The sequence below is a fragment of the Achromobacter spanius genome (assembly GCF_002812705.1).
In the GTDB taxonomy this organism is placed as follows: domain Bacteria; phylum Pseudomonadota; class Gammaproteobacteria; order Burkholderiales; family Burkholderiaceae_B; genus Achromobacter; species Achromobacter spanius.
In genome coordinates, this window is the sequence record NZ_CP025030.1 from 1476635 (window position 1) to 1494615 (window position 17981).

Annotated in this window: 13 protein-coding genes; 8 read left to right on the plus strand and 5 right to left on the minus strand. The window is 65.8% G+C overall.

Annotation, left to right across the window (positions count from 1 at the left end; translation table 11 throughout):
* Positions 1 to 13 precede the first annotated feature (13 nt).
* Genes CVS48_RS06720 through CVS48_RS06735 form a run of 4 tightly spaced genes read left to right on the plus strand, consistent with a single transcriptional unit; the run spans position 14 to position 7035 of the window.
* Complete coding sequence (locus tag CVS48_RS06720; protein WP_100853764.1) at positions 14 to 1300, plus strand: DotU family type VI secretion system protein; 1287 nt, start codon at positions 14 to 16, stop codon at positions 1298 to 1300.
* Positions 1297 to 4923 carry a type VI secretion system membrane subunit TssM gene (gene tssM, locus CVS48_RS06725; RefSeq protein ID WP_100853765.1) on the plus strand — a complete coding sequence of 1209 codons (3627 nt, stop codon included), beginning with the start codon at positions 1297 to 1299 and terminating at the stop codon, positions 4921 to 4923. The genes CVS48_RS06720 and tssM overlap by 4 nt, the downstream gene beginning before the upstream one ends.
* Before the next feature lie 13 nt (positions 4924 to 4936).
* Positions 4937 to 5653, plus strand: a complete 717-nt coding sequence (gene tagF, locus CVS48_RS06730; RefSeq protein ID WP_100853766.1) for a type VI secretion system-associated protein TagF — start codon at positions 4937 to 4939, stop codon at positions 5651 to 5653.
* Between the two features lie 26 nt (positions 5654 to 5679).
* Complete coding sequence (locus CVS48_RS06735) at positions 5680 to 7035, plus strand: serine/threonine-protein kinase (protein WP_100853767.1); 1356 nt, start codon at positions 5680 to 5682, stop codon at positions 7033 to 7035.
* 23 nt (positions 7036 to 7058) lie between these two features.
* Here CVS48_RS06735 and lysA read toward each other — a convergent pair whose 3' ends face one another.
* Positions 7059 to 8351 carry a diaminopimelate decarboxylase gene (lysA, locus tag CVS48_RS06740; RefSeq protein WP_100853768.1) on the minus strand — a complete coding sequence of 431 codons (1293 nt, stop codon included), beginning with the start codon at positions 8349 to 8351 and terminating at the stop codon, positions 7059 to 7061.
* On the minus strand, positions 8348 to 8605 hold the full coding sequence (gene lptM / locus CVS48_RS29840; RefSeq protein WP_341867007.1) for an LPS translocon maturation chaperone LptM: 258 nt from the start codon (positions 8603 to 8605) through the stop codon (positions 8348 to 8350). Before lptM ends, lysA begins: the two co-directional genes overlap by 4 nt.
* Here lptM and cyaY point away from each other — a divergent pair.
* Positions 8556 to 8885: an iron donor protein CyaY gene (gene cyaY, locus CVS48_RS06750; RefSeq protein ID WP_100853770.1), complete on the plus strand. Its 330-nt coding sequence runs from the start codon at positions 8556 to 8558 to the stop codon at positions 8883 to 8885. The genes lptM and cyaY overlap by 50 nt on opposite strands.
* Positions 8886 to 8940: 55 nt before the next feature.
* Here the strand turns inward: cyaY and CVS48_RS06755 are convergent, their stop codons facing one another.
* Positions 8941 to 11391, minus strand: coding sequence for a penicillin-binding protein 1A (locus CVS48_RS06755; RefSeq protein WP_100853771.1), 2451 nt, complete (start codon positions 11389 to 11391; stop codon positions 8941 to 8943).
* A 114-nt stretch (positions 11392 to 11505) separates the two neighbouring features.
* On the opposite strand from CVS48_RS06755, the gene CVS48_RS06760 reads away from it, so the two are divergent.
* The 3 genes from CVS48_RS06760 to CVS48_RS06770 are packed head-to-tail and all read left to right on the plus strand — an operon-like array spanning position 11506 to position 14372.
* Positions 11506 to 12147 (plus strand): shikimate kinase, encoded by a 642-nt coding sequence (locus CVS48_RS06760; RefSeq protein ID WP_100853772.1) that lies wholly within the window; start codon positions 11506 to 11508, stop codon positions 12145 to 12147.
* Positions 12144 to 13220 carry a 3-dehydroquinate synthase gene (gene aroB, locus CVS48_RS06765; protein ID WP_100853773.1) on the plus strand — a complete coding sequence of 359 codons (1077 nt, stop codon included), beginning with the start codon at positions 12144 to 12146 and terminating at the stop codon, positions 13218 to 13220. Before CVS48_RS06760 ends, aroB begins: the two co-directional genes overlap by 4 nt.
* A gap of 24 nt (positions 13221 to 13244) precedes the next feature.
* On the plus strand, positions 13245 to 14372 hold the full coding sequence (locus CVS48_RS06770; protein WP_100857540.1) for a deoxyguanosinetriphosphate triphosphohydrolase: 1128 nt from the start codon (positions 13245 to 13247) through the stop codon (positions 14370 to 14372).
* 36 nt (positions 14373 to 14408) lie between these two features.
* Here CVS48_RS06770 and CVS48_RS06775 read toward each other — a convergent pair whose 3' ends face one another.
* On the minus strand, positions 14409 to 15071 hold the full coding sequence (locus CVS48_RS06775; protein ID WP_100853774.1) for a glutathione S-transferase family protein: 663 nt from the start codon (positions 15069 to 15071) through the stop codon (positions 14409 to 14411).
* Between the two features lie 34 nt (positions 15072 to 15105).
* On the minus strand, positions 15106 to 17961 hold the full coding sequence (uvrA, locus tag CVS48_RS06780) for an excinuclease ABC subunit UvrA (RefSeq protein ID WP_419191452.1): 2856 nt from the start codon (positions 17959 to 17961) through the stop codon (positions 15106 to 15108).
* Between the last annotated feature and the right edge of the window lie 20 nt (positions 17962 to 17981).

Below are 17981 nucleotides of genomic sequence, written 5' to 3' on the forward strand. Positions count from 1 at the left end.
CGCGGAGACAGCTATGCATGCATCGGATCACACCCTGTCCGCACCGCCCGGTGGCTTGGGCGACAGCCCTGGCCAGGCTTCCAGCCGGTTGCGGCCCCACGACTACGTCATCAGCGGCACCAACCCGCTGGTGGCGGCGGCCAACCCCTTGCTGGACCTGATTCCGCAGATTCGCGCAACGGCGGCGCATCCGTCGCCCGCGATGCTGCGCGAGCACTTGCTGGACGAGGTGCGCCAGTTTGAGCTGCGCGCGCAGCAGGCGGGCATTTCGAACGAAACCATCCTGGGCGCGCGCTATTGCCTGTGCACCGCGCTGGACGAAGCGGCGGCGCTGACGCCCTGGGGCGGGGGCGGCGTGTGGTCGGCGCATAGCCTGCTGGTGACCTTCCACAACGAAACCTGGGGCGGTGAAAAATTCTTCCAACTGCTGGCCAAGCTGTCGCAGAACCCGGCGCAACATCTGGACTTGCTTGAGCTGCTGTACTACTGCCTGCTGCTGGGCTTTGAAGGCCGCTACCGCGTGATGGACAACGGCCGCTCGCAACTGGAAACGCTGCGCCAGCGCTTGCTGCGCATTCTGCGTGGTGCGCGCGGTGAGTACGCGCTTGCCTTGTCGCCGCATTGGCGCGACGAGCCCGCGCAGACGCCCTTGCGCCGCTTGCCGGTGCCGCTGTGGGTATTCGGCGCGTTGGCCGCCGTGCTGGCGCTGGCCTTGTACTGGGGGTTGGGTTGGCGGCTGGGTAGCCAGTCGGACGGGGTGTTCGCAGCCATCAGCCAGCTTAAGCCGCCCGTCGTGCAGATTGCGCCGGCGGCGGTGAAACGGCCCGCGCCCACGCCGCGCCTGGCGGTGTTCCTGGCGCCGGAGATCCGCGACCAGTTGGTCAGCGTGCGCGACGAAGTCGACCGCAGCGTGGTGGTGCTGCGCGGAGACGGCGTGTTCGAGTCCGGCGCGAGTTCGGTTCGTGATCAGTATTTGCCGGTGCTGTCGCGCGTGGCGGACGCGCTGCGCGAGACGCAGGGCAACATTCTTGTGCGCGGCTACACCGACAACATACCGATGCGCAGCGCGCGTTTTCCGTCCAACTGGCATCTGTCGCAAGCCCGCGCCGACGCCGTCAAGGACATGCTGGAACAACGCTTGGGACAGTCGGCGCGCGTGCGGGCCGAAGGGCGCGGAGACGCCGACCCGGTCGCGCCTAACGACACGGCGGCAGGCCGCGCGCTGAACCGCCGCGTGGAAATCACGGTGCTGGTGCCGCCCGCTCCGCATGAGGGCGGCGCACAAGGAGGCCAAGAATGATCTATCGATTGTTCGGATGGTTCTTCAGCCGGCGCGTGTGGAATTTCCTGGGGCTGGTGGCGCTGGCGCTGTTGATCTGGATCGCGGGGCCGCTGATTGCAGTGGGGACTGTACGGCCGCTGGAAAGCCAGGTGGTTCGCATCATCGTGATCGTGGCGATGTTCGCGATATGGCTGCTGCGGTGGCTGTGGCGCAAGTGGCGCGAAGGGCGCTTGAACGCGCAATTGCTGGGCCAGTTGCGTCCCCGGCCGCGCGCCGAGAAAGCGGTGGAGGAGGCCGCCGAGAACGACGAGATCCGTCAGTTGGAAGCGCGCTTTGATGAAGCCGTTGAACTGCTGCGCAAGACGCGCTTCGAGAATCGCGGCAAGCGCCGTCCGCTGGATCGGTTCTCGAAACAGTACCTGTACCAACTGCCCTGGTACGTGATCATCGGCGCGCCGGGGGCAGGCAAGACCACGGCCCTGGTGAATTCGGGCTTGAACTTCCCCTTGGCCGAGCGCTACGGCAAGGTGGCCCTGCGCGGAGTGGGCGGCACGCGTAATTGCGATTGGTGGTTCACCGACGACGCCGTGCTGCTGGATACGGCGGGGCGCTACACCACGCATGAAAGCGACCCCACGGGGGACGAGGAAGAGTGGCGCGGCTTTCTGCGTCTGCTGACCAAGTACCGGGGCCGGCAGCCGATCAACGGGGCCATGTTGACGGTCAGTGTTGAAGACCTGCTGTCGGCGTCCGACGCGCAACGGGCGCAGCATGCGGCGGTGTTGCGGCGTCGCTTGCAGGAACTGCGCGAGCAACTGGGCATCGCGTTTCCGGTGTACGTGCTGGTGACGAAGACGGATCTGTTGTCCGGCTTCGAAGAGTATTTCGCGTCGTTCAGCCGCGACGAGCTGGCGCAGGTGTGGGGCTTCACCTTGCCCTATGCGCGCACGCAGGAGCCCGATTTCGATCTATACGCGGCCTTTCACGCCGAGTACGCGCTGCTGCAACGGCGGCTGGACGACGCCTTGCCGGAAGTGGTGGCCGCCGAGGAAGACCCGTCGCGGCGCGCGCTGGCCTATATGCTGCCGCAGCAGTTCGCCGGGTTGCAGAACATCCTGGGCCATTTCCTGAGCGATGTGTTTGCAACGTCGAAATTCGAAGCGCGCGTTATCCCGCGGGGCGTGTACTTCACCAGCGGCACGCAGGGCGGCGAGACCTTCGATCAGGTAACCGGGCATCTGAAGCGCTATCTGCGCATCGATGGCGCGGCCGCGCCCGCGCCCAGCGTGCCGGGCGAAGGCGAGGGCCGCAGCTACTTCCTGAAGAATCTGCTGCGCGATGTCATCTTTCGCGAGGCGGGCCTGGCGGGCCGTAACCTGCGTTGGGAACGTCGTTATCGACAACTGCATTGGGCGGGCTATGGCGTCGTCACGGCGATGTTCGTGGCGCTGATCGCGGGCTGGGCGCTGAGCTATCGCAACAACTCGGGGTACGTGGACGAAGTGGCGCGCCGCGTACCAGCCGTGGAAAAGCTGACGCGCGACATCAAGATCACGCGCACGGGCGACGTGCTGGGGCTGATGCCGTTCCTGGACAGCCTTTGGTACCTGCCGCGCCACGAGAGCTTTGAAATCGACCAGCCGCCGCTTGCCTACCGCTTCGGGCTGTATCAGGGTTTCAAGCTGCAAGCCGCCGCGCAGGGGGTGTACGACAACACGCTGGATCAGGTGCTGTTGCCGCAGGTGGCGCGGCGCATCGAGGCCGCGTTGCGGGATGCGTCGGCCAGCGATCTGGAGTATTCCTACGAAGCCTTGCGCGCGTATCTGATGCTGTACGAGGCAGACCGCTACGACGCGGAATTCATGCATGCGTGGCTGCTGTCGGATATGCAATCGACCTTGCCGGACGGCTACACGCGCCGCCAGTACGAGCAGTTGTCGCTGCACTTGCGCAACCTGACGCAGGGCCACGTGCTGGCCTCGCCGTTCCCGAAGGACGAGGCGCTGGTGGCGCAGGCGCGCGAGAAGCTGGCGCGCTACACGCTGGCGCAACGCGCCTACAGCCGCTTGCGCCGGACGCTGGCCAATACCGATATCGCCCCTGAAAACACGGTGGTGACCTTGGGCGGCGCGCAGGCCAGCGCCGTGTTCGTGCGCAAGAGCGGCAAGCCGTTAAGCCAGGGCATTCCGCCGCTGTATAGCTATCGCGGCTATTGGGATGTGTTCAACAAGCGCGTGTCCAGCGTGGCCGAGGTGCTGCGGTCGGACGATGCGTGGATCTTGAACATTCCCGCGCCGGGCGTGCTGGACCAAGCCGCGCAACGCCAACTGGTGGCGGGCATCAAGCGCCTGTACATGAATGATTATGTGGCGCAGTGGGACGCCTATCTGAATGACTTGCAGTTGGCGCCCAGCAAGTCCTTGCTGCAGAACATCCAGATGGCGCGCACGCTGTCCGCGCCGGAATCACCGCTGGTGCAACTGGTGCGCGGTGTCGCGCGCGAAACATCCTTGCTGCGCGACTCGGCCAAGGATGATCGATCGCTGGTGGATCAGGCGCGCGACCGTGTCAGCAGCACGCGGGAAGCCCTGGAGCAGATGTTCGGGCCGACGGGGCCGGGCGCCGCCGCGCGCGCGGATGCGTCGGATGACAAGCTGGAACGCATCGTGGACCAGTACTTCGAGCCCTATCGCCGGCTGGCGCAGGGCGAAGGCGGAGCCGGGGGCGCCGCGCCACCCATCGCCGCCACCACGGGCCTGATCAATGAGCTCTACACCTATCTGACGGCGGCGGATGCGGCGTTGCGCAGCGGCAGCCCAACCCCCAGTTCGGATTCGGTGACCAAGCTGCGCGCGGAAGCCGGACGCTTGCCAGGACCCTTGCGCGATGTGCTCAATGCGTTGTCGGTGAATGCATCGGGCGAGGTGTCCGATGTGGCGCGCGCACGCATGGGTGAGACGGTGTCCGCCACCATCGGCGTGTTCTGCGGCCAGTCGGTGGCGGGGCGCTATCCGTTTTCCAGCCGCTCCACGCGCGACGTGGCCCCCAACGACATGGCGCGGCTGTTCGCGCCCAATGGCTTGATGGACGACTTCTTTCAGAAGAACCTGGCGACGCAGATCGACGTGTCCGGGTCGCGCTGGCGCTTCAAGCCCGGCGTCGATGGCCGGCAGGGCGGCAGCTCTGCCACGCTGGATGCGTTCCAGCGCGCGGGCGTCATCCGCGATGTGTACTTCATGGCGGGCAACCCCCTGCCGTCGTATCGCGTGGCCATCCGACCGGTGGAGATGGACGCGGGCATCACGCAGTTCGTGATGGACGTGGATGGCCAGTCGGTGCGTTACGCGCACGGCCCGCAGGTAGCGACCACGGTGCAATGGCCGGGGCCTCGGGGCAGCAACCAGGTGCGGATCGAGTTGACGCCGCAAGTCGGCGCGGCAGGCATGACGACCTCGGGCCCGTGGGCGCTGAACCGCATGCTGGACCGCGCGCAGTTGCGGCGTGGCGCGTCGCCGGAGATCACCTTGGCCACCTTCGATCTGGGTGGGCGCAAGGTGGTGCTGGAGATCACCGCCAGCAGCGTCAAAAGCCCTTTTCATCTAGCCGAGATGCAGGCTTTTGCCTGCCCCGGCGCGTCGTGACCAGGACATCGACATGGACCTAGGAGTGGAGAGCGGGCAGGTAGGCTGGTACGGCAAGATTCCGGCCGCGGGGGATTTCGTGCACCGGCGCTTGCCGCGCGAATTGATCGCGTGGTGGGACCACTGGTTGCAGTTCGGGCTGGTGGCGTTGAAGCAGGCGCCGGACGCGGCGGCGGCGCGCAGCTTTGCGTCCGCCCCGATCTGGAATTTCGCCATTCCGGCAGGGCCCGGCGCCGGTGTGGCGCAACTGGGCTGCATCACGCCAAGCCGCGACCGCGTGGGGCGCGGCTATCCCTTGTGCGTGGTCGTGGCGCTGCCGCCCGCGCAATATCACAGCAGCATGCTGGACGGCGCCAGCGACTACTACCGTCAAGTGGGCGCCAGCATGCTGGCGGCCGTGCGCCATGGCTGCGCGCCTGAGCAGTTTGACCGCAGCCTTCAGCAGGTACGCATGCCCGCCGCCTCGCCAAGCCCGGCCGCGCCGCGCGCGGGCAACGACATCATGGACATCTTGCGCGCGGGGCTTGAGCAGGAATCGGCGCCCTTGGCGCGCCGCGCCTTGAATGCGTGGCCCGACCTGCCGTTCTGCTTCAACCCCAGTTCGCACACCAGCTATTGGTGGACCAACCAGGCGGACGGCGCGGCGTTGCAAACCTATGTGCATGGCGGCGCGCTGAACGCCACCTTGTTCGCCAGACTGTTCTCGTCGCTGCCGACGTGGCGGCCATGAGTCTGATCGACCCCGGAGGACCGCGCATGACACCCGCTTCCACCATGCCGCCCGACGCGGGCGGGGCCGGCATTCCCACCTTGCCTGCCGACCCGCGCCTGGATGCTCTGATCCGCTTGCCGCCGGGCCGCAAGCGCCAGGACGAGATCACGCGCATCGTTGCCGGGCTGGCAGAGGCGCTGGCGCCGCTGCATGCGCAAGGCCGGGTGCATGGGGGTATTCATCCGGGGGCGGTCGGGTTTGATGGGGGCGCCTCAGGCGGGGGCGCGATAGACGGGGTCGCGATAGACGGGGTCGCCTCAGACGGGGTCGCCTCAGACGGGGTCGCCCTGAACAGCGGCGGCCTCGACGCAGCGGGCCAAGCCATGCTGGCTACGCCACCGGTGCAGCCTGCGCCAGATGCCGAGGACGCGCCCCGGCATGCCGGCTACGCGGCGTTCGAGCAATACACGGATGATCCGGCGTATCCCTGTGGCCCGTGGACCGACGTGTACGGGCTGGCGGCGCTGGCATACTTCCTGGCCACGGGCAGCGCACCGCCCAGCGCGCTGGCGCGTCGCGTGCGTGATGATTTTCTGCCTCTGGAGGAATGGGGCGCGAACGAGTACGGCAAGGCGTTTTGCGACGCGGTGAACAGCGGTTTGGCGATGCCGGCGCACGCACGGCCGCAGACGGTGGCGGCGTTCGCGGCTGCGATGGGGGCGTTGCCCCTGCGTGAGCCAACGGTCTTGCCTGCCGTCCCGCCGACGATAGCCCCGCCTGTTGATGAGACGCCGATGCTTGCCGAGGCCGATCCGGTGGCACAGACGCCGCCGGAGTATCCGCCTCGCCGCCGCCCGCGTGTCTTGCCGTGGGTCCTGGCGTGCTTGTTGCTGCTGGTCGCAGGCGGGGTTGCCTGGATGCAGATGACGCGTGCCCCTGTTCAACTGGCCGCTACGCCGCAGGCTCCGGCACAGACGCCGCAAGCGTCGGCACAGACGTCGCAGGCATCAGCACCCGCTCCCGCTCCGATCCTGGAGCCGCAGCCTCCTGAACCCGCTCCCGCCGCGCAAGCGCCACCCGCGGTCGAGCCTGAACCTGCGCCCCAGTCTACGTCTGCGTCCCCGCCTACGCCTGCGCCTGCGCCGCCCGAAACCCTACCTGATGCAGCACCCCAAGCAGTGCCCAAGGCAGCGCCTGTCGCGGTGCGCGTGGCCGTGCGGCCTTGGGGAGAAGTGCTGATCAATGGCCGGTCACGCGGCGTGAGCCCGCCCTTGCGGGAGTTGTCTCTGTCGCCGGGCCGCTACCAGGTGACGGTGCGCAACGCGTCGGCGGGCGAGCACCGCATGACATTGACCGTTGCGGCGGGCAAGCCTGCCTCGATCTCGCACGAGTTCAAGTGAAGGGGTGAACAGCGGGCGCTGGTTCAGGGCAGCGTGGACTCGCCCTTGAGCAGATCGTCCAGCGTCTCGCGCTGGCGCACCACGTGGTAGTGGTCGCCGTCGACCATGACTTCGGCGGCGCGGGCGCGCGTGTTGTAGTTGCTGGCCATCGTCATGCTGTAGGCGCCCGCGGATTCCACCGCCAGCACATCGCCCTGCTTGATCGCCAGCTTGCGCCGCCTGGCCAGCCAGTCGGCGCTTTCGCAAACCGGGCCGACGATGTCGTACTCCACTTGATCGCCGGCGCGCGGGCGCAACGCTTGCACGCCGTGGTAGGCCTCGTACAGCGCGGGTCGGAGCAGGTCGTTCATGGCGGCGTCGACAATGGCGAAGTTGCGGGCCTCGGCGTGCTTCAGATATTGCACGGTGGTCAGCAGCACGCCTGCGTTGCCGACGAGCGAACGGCCCGGCTCCAGCACCAGGTGCAGATGCCCGTGGCCGCGCTCGTTCAAGCGTTCAAACACGCGGTCCAGCAGCGCCTTGGGCGACGGGGGCGTTTCATCCGTATAGCGGATGCCCAGGCCGCCGCCCAGGTCCAGATGGGCGATGCGGATGCCGTCCTGATCCAAGGCGTCGATCAGGTCCAGCAATTTTTCCAGCGCATCGAAATAGGGACTGATGTCGGTCAGTTGCGAGCCGATATGGCAATCGACGCCCACGATGTCCAGGCCGGGCAAGGACCGCGCCACGCGATAGACGTCCAGCGCCGACTCGATGGCGATGCCGAACTTGTTTTCTTTCAGGCCGGTGGAGATATAGGGGTGCGTCTGCGCGTCCACGTCGGGGTTCACGCGCAGCGACACCGGGGCGCGCACGCCAAGCGCTTCGGCAACGTCGGACAAGCGGTGCAGCTCGGCTTCGGACTCGACGTTGAAGCACTTCACCTTGGCCGCCAGCGCGTCGCGCATTTCCCAGGCTTGCTTGCCCACACCGGAAAATACGATCTTGGACGGGTCGGCGCCAACCGCCAGCGCGCGCTTGAGCTCGCCGCCGGACACGATGTCAAAGCCCGCGCCCAGCCGCACGAATTCTTTCAGTACCGCCAGGTTGGAATTGGCCTTCATGCCGTAGCAGACCAGCACGGGGCGTTGCCCGATTGCGCTATGGTAGGTTTCCCAGGCTGCCTTGAGGGCCGCGCGGGAATAGACGTACAGCGGGGTGCCTAGCCCATGCGCCAGATGGTCCAGCGGCACATCCTCGGCGTACAGTACGTTGTTGCGGTACTGGAAATAGGGATGGCCGGCCAGCTCGGGCGGCAAGGGATAGGCTGACGTCATGGAACTGAGGGGACCGGGGGAATTTGCGGCGCGGGCTGCGAGCTCGACGGCGGCTTGCCGTCAGGCGTCGGCATATATAAAGGCCCCTTGTACCCGCAAGCCGCCACCATGCCGGAGGCCACAAGCGTGGCTACAATGCGAAGAGCCATGCGGCTGAATGCCAATTGGAACACTGGGAACTCCGTAATTCTTGCAGGCTCGATTATGACCGAAACCGAATTTCTTGCGTTGATCGACCAGGTGCTGGACAGCATCGAAAGCCAGGCCGATGACTGGGCGGCTTCGCTCGACGTCGATGTGGAAACCAGCCGCAGCGGCAATGTCCTGACCATGGTCTTCGAAGATAACACCCATGTCGTCGTGAACAGCCAGGCCGCCATGCAGGAGCTCTGGGTGGCCGCGCGCAGTGGCGGCTTCCACTACCGCTACGACGGCCAACACTGGCACGACACCCGGGGCGGCCCGCAACTGCCGGACGCCTTGTCCCAGATCTGCTCGGCCGCGGCCGGCGTGCCCGTGACGCTGAAACTATAAGGCTCACGTACTCGGCAAGTAAAAAGGCCGGCCTATCCAGGCCGGCCTTTTTGCGTCAGAACGGGATCTTCTGCGACCAGGGCGCGGTGTTTTGCGTGCCCACGCCCGGTGCAACCTTGATCTGCGTGTCCGGGTTGCTGCTGCCGCTGCCCAGACCGTTCAGGAATTCACCCAGCGTATCGGCCTCGGCCAGCCCCAGGCGGGCGACGGCTTGGCCGGGGGGGAATTCCGAGAAGTAGTACTCGCCGTTTTCCACGATCAGACCGTCGGGACGGGGGCGCGGCTTTTCTTCCGGCACGCCCTTCAGGACGTCCTGCATGTAATCGACCCAGATCGGCATGGCGACGCCGCCGCCCGTTTCACGCGAGCCCAGCGACTTCGGCTGGTCAAAGCCCAGCCACGACGTCGCCACCAGGTTCGGCGTGTAGCCCGAGAACCAGGCGTCCACGGATTCGTTGGTCGTGCCCGTCTTGCCGGCGATGTCGTTGCGCTTGAGCAGCACCCGGGCGCGGGCCGCGGTGCCGTAGGTGGCCACGCCGCGCAGGATGTCGTCCATGACCCAGGCGGTGCGCGGGTCGATGGCGCGGGCCGCCGCGTCGCCGGCCACAACGGGCCGGGACTGCATGATGACCTTGCCGCTGCTGTCGGTGACGCGGTCGATCAGGTAGGGCGTGACGCGGTAACCGCCGTTGGCGAATACCGAGAACGCGCCGGCCAGTTGCAGCGGCGTCACGGAGCCCGCACCGAGCGCCAGCGGCAGCACGGGCGGCTGACGGGCCTTGTCGAAGCCGAAACGGGTCAGATAGTCTTGCGCGTACTGCGGGCCGATGGCCTGCAGGATGCGGATCGACACCATGTTCTTCGACTTGTACAGGCCCTGGCGCAAGGTCAGCATGGGCTCGTACTGGTTGCCGTAGTTCTTGGGATTCCAGGCCTTGGAGCCGGTTTGCGCCGCGGTCAGTTCAAACGGCTGGTCGGAAATCTGCGTGGCCGGGGTCAGGCCGCGCTCAAGCGAGGCGGCGTAGATGAAGGGCTTGATGTTCGAACCCGGCTGGCGCCAGGCTTGCGTCACGCGGTTGAAGTTGCCGCGATAAAAATCGAAGCCACCCACCAAGGCGCGGATGGCGCCGTCTTGCGGGGTCAGGGCCACGAACGCCGCCTGCACCGACGGCAGGTTGATGATTTCCCAGTGGTCGCCGAACTTGCGGATGTAGACCACCGACCCACGCTTGATGCGCTGGTCGGGCTTGGCCTTGTCGTTCAGCGCGCGCGCCACCACGGCCAACACTTTTTTGTCCGTGATGGTGATGATTTCACGCGAGCTGCGCGCCAGCTTCACTTCGGTGGGGCTGGCCGACAGCACCAGGGCGGTGAGCAGATCGCCGCTGTCGCTGAACTTGTCGAACACGCCGTCCAGGAATTCGTCCAGCGCGGCCGGGTTGCTTTCGGTGCCCGGCGGCAGGTCCAGTTGTTCTTCGGGGCCGGGGTAGGGCGCGCGGCGGGTGTATTCCAGCACGCCTTCCCGCACGGCGCGATAGGCCGCTTCCTGGTCCTTGGACTGCACCGTGGTGTAGATGTTGATGCCGCGCGAGTAGACGTTGTCTTGGTAGACGTTGTAGAGCAGTTGGCGCGCGAGTTCGGCCACGTATTCGCCGTGGATGGCATAACCGCCGGCCGGCGTGCCTTCCGCCGATTTCATGACGATGGGCTGCGCCATCGCCTGCTTGTATTCGGGTTCGGTCAGGTAGCCCAGCGACAGCATGCGGCCCAGCACGTAGCGTTGGCGCAGTTCGGCGCGGGGGCGGTTCGAAATCGGGTTGAAGCGCGAGGGCGCCTTCGGAATGCCGGCCAGCATGGCGGCTTCGGCCGGCGTGACTTCCGACAGCGGCTTGCCGAAGTAGGCGCGCGAGGCGGCCGCGAAGCCGTAGGCGCGGTGGCCCAGGTAGATCTGGTTCATATAGAGCTCAAGGATCTGGTCCTTGGTGAGCTCGGATTCAATCTTGAACGTCAGCAGCAGTTCGTAGAACTTGCGCGAATAGGTCTTTTCCGACGACAGGTAGAAGTTACGCGCCACCTGCATCGTGATCGTGCTGGCGCCCTGCGTCTTCGACATGTTGATCACGTTGGTCAGGCCGGCCCGCACCACGCCCATCCAGTCGATCCCGCCGTGCTGGTAGAAGCGGTCGTCCTCGGCCGCCAGCACCGCCGACTTCATGACGTCGGGAATTTCATTGAAGCGCAGCACGTTGCGGCGTTCTTCGCCGAACTCACCGATCAGGACGCGGTCCGCCGTGTAGACGCGCAGCGGCACCCGGGGGCGGTAGTCCGTCATGGCGTTCAGGTTTGGCAGGTTGGGCCAGGCCAGCGCCAGCGCCATTCCGGCCAGCAATACGCCGCACAGGAACAGGCCGACACAGAAGATGCCGGTTTTTACGAAGAATCGCAGGATCGGGGAGCCGCTCTTGGCGGGCTTGTCTTTCTTGGAGGAATTCTGGGGCTTGCTCATCGCGGCGATTTTACGGGTAACTCCGGCCCCATCTCAGCGAGGGGGATCGGTTTCTGTAACAAGATTGTTCTGTGTGGTGCGCGGACAACTGGCGGCAGATGTGATAATGCCGACATGAACTTTTCCGCTCACTCATGTCCGGAAGCTGACCCGGACCCAGCGCCCACTGGCGAGGCGCCTGAAAACGTGCCGTGCGCCGTCGAATGCACAGGCAAGGCTGTGCCGTTGCCGCACGATTTGCCCGTCTTCCTGGTCGGGATGATGGGCGCGGGCAAGACCACCATAGGCCGTAGTCTGGCGCGTGCGTTGGGGCGCGAGTTTATGGATCTGGATCATGAGCTCGAGGCGCGTTGCGGCGTTCGGGTGCCGGTTATCTTCGAAATCGAGGGCGAAGCCGGTTTTCGTCGCCGAGAGTCCGCCGCCTTGGAGGAGTGTACCCAACGGCGCAACATAATTCTTGCCACCGGCGGCGGCGCGATCCTGGCGGCCGAAAATCGCCAGCGGCTGCACGAGCGCGGAATTGTCATCTATTTAAGGGCCAGCGTGGACGAATTGTTTCGCCGGACCTGCCGCGACCGCAACCGGCCCTTGCTGGCCACGGCGGACCCCCGCGGCACCCTGCGGGACCTGATGACCCTGCGGGAACCTCTCTATAAAGAAGTCGCCGACCTGGTCGTGGAAACGGGCGCGACGCCCATCCACACCCTGGTCAAGGCGCTGCTGCCGCAATTACAAGCCTTTGAGAAGCGCATATGAACGTTGTTGACGTCGACACCCCGGGCGGAAGCTATCCGATCCATATCGGCCCCGGCCGCATCGATGCCCTGGACCAATGCATTCCCGCCGACGCCACCGCGATTGCGGTCGTGACCAACCCCACCGTGGCGGCGCTCTACGGCGAACGCGCCGAGGCGGCGCTGGCGCGCACCGGCAAGCGGGTGTTGCGCATCGAGCTGCCGGACGGCGAAGCCTACAAAGACTGGCAGTCGCTGAACCTGATCTTCGACGCCTTGCTGACCCACCGCCTGGATCGCCGTTGCGTCCTGGTGGCGCTGGGCGGCGGCGTCATCGGTGACATGACGGGCTTTGCCGCCGCCGTCTACATGCGCGGCGTGCGCTTTCTGCAGGTGCCCACCACCCTGCTGGCCCAGGTGGACTCGTCGGTGGGCGGCAAGACCGCCGTCAACCATCCGCTGGGCAAGAACATGATCGGGGCGTTCTACCAACCGGTGGCGGTCGAGATCGACACCGATGTGCTGAACACCCTGCCCGCGCGGGAAGTGTCGGCGGGGCTGGCCGAAGTCATCAAGTACGGCTTGATCCTGGACCCGGATTTCTGGACCTGGTGCGAAGACAACGCCGCGAAGCTGCGCGCGCTGGACCCGCAGGCCGTCGCCCATGCCATCCGCCGTTCTTGCGAATTGAAGGCGCAGGTGGTGGGCAAGGACGAGCGTGAATCCGGCTTGCGCGCCATCCTGAACCTGGGCCACACCTTTGGCCACGCCATTGAGTCCGGCTTGGGCTATGGCGCCTGGCTGCACGGCGAGGCCGTCGGTTGCGGCATGGTGCAGGCGGCGGAATTGTCTGCCGACGTGGCGGGCTTTGACCGCGCCGACGTCGAGCGCGTGCGCGCGCTGGTGGCCGCCATCGGCTGCCCGGTCGTGGCGCCTGACCTGGGCGCGGACCGCTGGCTGGACCTGATGCAGGTCGACAAGAAAACAGAAGGCGGGTCCATCCGCTACGTGCTCATGCCGCGCATCGGCGAAGCCTTCATGCGCGCGGCCCCCGACGACGCGGTGCGCGCCGTCTTGTCCCGAACCACCCAGTAACCGCGATTGGAGACGGTGTTGCAGATGAATGAACTGGCTTCTTACGCATCCGACCCGTCTCAATCGCGAGGTCGGAAAACGGCAGAGGCGCCGCCCGAGAACCGGACCGAGTTTCAGCGCGACCGCGACCGCATCGTGCATTCCGGCGCGTTTCGCCGGCTGGAATACAAGACGCAGGTCTTCGTCAACCATGAAGGCGATCTCTTTCGCACTCGCCTGACGCATAGCCTGGAAGTGGCGCAGATTGCGCGCACGCTGGCCCGCAGCCTGAAGTTGTCGGAAGACCTGACCGAAGCCATCTCGCTGGCGCACGACCTGGGCCATACGCCCTTCGGCCATGCGGGGCAGGACGAGCTGAACGCCTGCATGCGCGAACTGGCGCCCGAAGCGGGCGGTTTTGAGCACAACCTGCAAAGCCTGCGCGTGGTGGACGAGCTTGAAGAGCGCTATGCGGACTTCAACGGCCTGAACCTGTGCTTTGAAACGCGCGAAGGCATCCTCAAGCATTGCTCGGCCGCGCACGCGCGCCAGTTGGGCGACGTGGGCGAACGCTTTCTGAGCCGCACGCAGCCGTCGCTGGAAGCGCAACTGGCCAACCTGGCCGATGAGGTCGCCTACAACAACCACGATATCGACGACGGCCTGCGTTCTGGATTGATCACGCTTGAGCAATTGCAGGACGTGTCGATCTTCGAACGGCATCACGCCTATGTGCTGGACCGCTATCCGGGCCTGGCGCCGCGCCGTGCGGTAGCGGAGACCATCCGCCGCATGATCAACACGCTGATCGGCGATTTGACGCAAACCTCGCTGGCCCGTATCCGCGACGCGGCGCCGGCCAGCGTGGACGACGTGCGCCGCTCACCGCCGCTGGCGGGGTTCTCGGACGACATCCGGCGCGAGGCCGATGCCTTGAAGAAGTTCTTGTTCGACAACCTGTATCGGCACTACCAGGTGCTGCGCATGACGGCCAAGGCGCGCCGCATCGTGCGTGAACTGTTCGCGGCGTTTCTTGATGACCCGCGCCTGCTGCCGCCCGACTACCGGCGTCCGGCATTCAACGAGCAGGCGCGCGCCATTGCCGATTACATCGCCGGCATGACCGACCGCTACGCCATCCGCGAACACAAGCGCCTGTTCGAAATGGGCTGACGCGGCCGGGGTTGGCCAGCCGCGCGCCATGCCCGCTTAGCGGTGCTTTCGATAGGGTTCGTCTTCCGGCACGAACGTGGCTTCAGCGCGCGCATCGCGCATCCAATCCTGCATGGCCGGCAGCGCCAGGACGGCGTCCATGTAGTCGCGCACGGCGCCCGCCGCGGCAATGCCGTAGGTGGTGAAGCGCGACACCACCGGCGCAAAGAATGCGTCGGCAATCGAGAATGCACCGAACAGGAAAGGGCCGCCGTGGCCGAATTCAGCGCGGGTGTCGTGCCAGATGGCTTGCAGGCGCGAGATATCCTGTTGCGCGGCCTCGGGCAGCTTGATGCCGGGCAGATGCGCTTCGATATTCATCGGCAGGGCATTGCGCAGGGCGCCAAAGCCGCTGTGCATTTGCGCCACCAATGAACGCGCGCGGGCGCGGGCCTTTGCGTCCTTCGGCCATAGCCCAGCTTCCGGGCGCTGCTCGGCCACGTATTCACAAATGGCCAGCGAATCCCACACGGCGAAGTCGCCGTCCAGCAAGACCGGCACCAGCCCGGCGGGCGACACCGCACCCACCTTGCGTGAAAACTCTTCCGTGAAAAACCCGAGCTTTTGCTCGGTGAAGGCGATGCCCGTGGCACGCAGCGCCAGCCACGGCCGCAAGGACCACGAAGAGTAATTCTTGTTGCCGATGATCAGGGTGTACATGGCGCGGTTCCTTGCGGGGTGTTGATAAGTCGTTCTACCTGCTTGCGTTACGCCGCAGCAGCTTGCCCAGGTATTGCCCGGTATGGCTGGCCTGCGTGTTCGCGACATCTTCCGGCGTGCCTTGCGCCACCACATAGCCGCCGCCATCGCCGCCTTCCGGGCCCATGTCGATCAGCCAGTCTGCCGTTTTGATGACGTCCAGGTTGTGTTCGATGATGAGCACGGTGTTGCCGCTGTCGACCAACTGGTTCAGCACTTGCAGCAGCAATTCAATATCGCGGAAATGCAGGCCGGTGGTGGGTTCGTCCAGGATGTACAGCGTGCGTCCGGTGCTGCGGCGCGAGAGTTCCAGCGACAGCTTTACGCGCTGCGCTTCACCGCCCGACAGCGTGGTCGCGCTTTGGCCCAGGCGTATGTAAGACAGGCCAACATCGATCAGCGTGTGCAGCTTGCGCGAGATGGCCGGCACGGATTCAAAGTAGTCCAGCGCCTGCTCAACCGTCAGGTCCAGCACTTCGCTGATGTTGCGGCCCCGGTAGCGGATTTCCAGCGTTTCGCGGTTGTAGCGTTTGCCGTGGCACACGTCGCAGGGCACGTACATGTCGGGCAGAAAGTGCATTTCCACCTTGACCACGCCGTCGCCCTGGCAGGCTTCGCAGCGCCCGCCCTTGACGTTGAAGCTGAATCGGCCGGGGTCGTACCCGCGTGTGCGCGCCTCGGGCACGCCCGCGAAAAGCTCGCGGATGGGCGTGAACAGGCCCGTGTACGTGGCGGGGTTGCTGCGCGGCGTGCGGCCGATGGGGCTTTGGTCCACGCTGATGATCTTGTCGAAATTCTCCAGCCCCTGCATCGACACGTAGGGGGCGGGCTCGCTTTGCGCGTGATGCAGTTGGCGCGACACGGCGACCGCCAGCGTGTCGTTGATCAGCGTGGATTTGCCGGAACCCGATACGCCCGTGACGCACACCAGGCGGCCGGCGGGCACGCGCAGTTCGACGTCTTTCAGGTTGTTGCCGCTGGCGCCGCTCAGGGTCAGCCAGGGCAGTTCGTCGTTGACCGGGCGGCGCGGGGGAATCGCGATCTCGCGCGCGCCGCTCAGGTATTGGCCGGTCAGGGAGTTCGGATCGCGCTGCACGGTTTCCGGGTCGCCCTGCGACACCACTTCGCCGCCATGCTCGCCCGCGCCAGGGCCCATGTCGACCACCCAGTCCGCCATGCGGATCATGTCTTCGTCGTGCTCGACCACGATGACGCTGTTGCCGAGGTCTCGCAGGTGCTGCAAGGTGCCGATCAGCCGATCGTTGTCGCGTTGATGCAGGCCGATAGAGGGTTCATCCAGCACATACATCACCCCCGTCAGGCCCGAACCGATCTGGCTGGCCAGGCGGATGCGCTGGGCCTCGCCGCCCGAGATGGTGTCGGCGCTGCGATCCAGCGACAGGTAATTCAACCCGACGTTGTTCAGAAAGCTGAGCCGCGCCTCGATCTCGCGCACGATGCGCTGTGCAATTTCCTGCTTGGCCCCGGTCAGGCTCAGGTCGCGGAACCAGGCCAGGCAGCCCGACAGCGGCATCGCCTCGACTTCATAGATAGCCTGGCCGTGGCGCTCGCCGCCGCGCGGATCGTGGCCGATCAGCACGTTGCGGGCCTCGGGGCGCAGGCGCGAACCCGCGCAGTCGGGGCAGGTCTTGATATTGCGGTACTTGCCCAGTTCTTCGCGCACCGTCGCCGAATCCGTTTCGCGCCAGCGGCGTTCCAGGTTCGGGATGACGCCTTCGAAGGTATGCCGCTTGACCGTGCTGCGGCCTTTTTCATTCAGGTAGAGAAACGAAATCTCTTCTTCGCCGGACCCGTACAGGACTTTGTCGCGCAGGGCTTCGGGTAGCTCTTCAAACGGGGCTTCGATATCGAATTCGTAATGGGCTGCCAGGCTGGCCAGCAGCGAGTGCGTGAAAGCGTTGCGGCGGTCCCAGCCACGGATGGCTCCAGCGGCCAGGCTCAGTTCAGGAAACGCCACGACCCGCTTGGGGTCGAAAAAGCCCACCTGGCCGATGCCGTCGCAACTGGGGCAGGCGCCCATCGGGTTGTTGAAGCTGAACAGGCGCGGTTCCAGCTCGGGCAGGCTGTGGCTGCATACCGGGCAGGCGTAGCGGCTGGAGAACACCTGTTCGTGCTCGCTGTCCATGTCCAGCGCCAGCGCGCGTCCGTCGGCCAGTTGCAGCGCGGTTTCGAAGCTCTCCGCCAGGCGCTGCTTGCTTTCCGGCTTGATGCGCAGCCGGTCGATGACGACGTCGATATCGTGCTTTTCGGTTTTCTTCAACGGCGCCATGCCGTCGATTTCCACCAACTGCCCGTCCACGCGCAGGCGTACATAGCCTTGCGCCTGCAGGCTGGCGCATTCGTCCTCGAAGCTGCCTTTCTTGCCGCGCGCAATGGGCGCCAGCACGGCCAGCCGCGTTTCGGGCGTCCAACCCAGCACCGCGTCCACCATCTGGCTGACGGACTGCGCCTGTAGCGGCAGGCCGTGCTCGGGACAGTAAGGGGTGCCCACCCGCGCATACAGCAGACGCAGGTAGTCGTGGATCTCGGTGATGGTGCCGACCGTGGAGCGCGGGTTGTGGCCGGCGGCTTTCTGCTCGATGGAGATGGCGGGCGACAGGCCTTCGATCAGGTCGACGTCCGGCTTGTCCATCAGCTGGAGGAATTGGCGGGCATACGCGGACAGGCTTTCCACATAACGTCGTTGGCCCTCCGCGTACAGCGTATCGAACGCCAGCGAAGATTTGCCAGAGCCGGACAAGCCGGTGACGACCACCAGTTTGTGGCGCGGCAGGTCCAGCGAAACGTTCTTGAGGTTGTGGGTGCGAGCACCCCGTATGCGTATTGTCACGTCGATCGGGTGTCCATCAG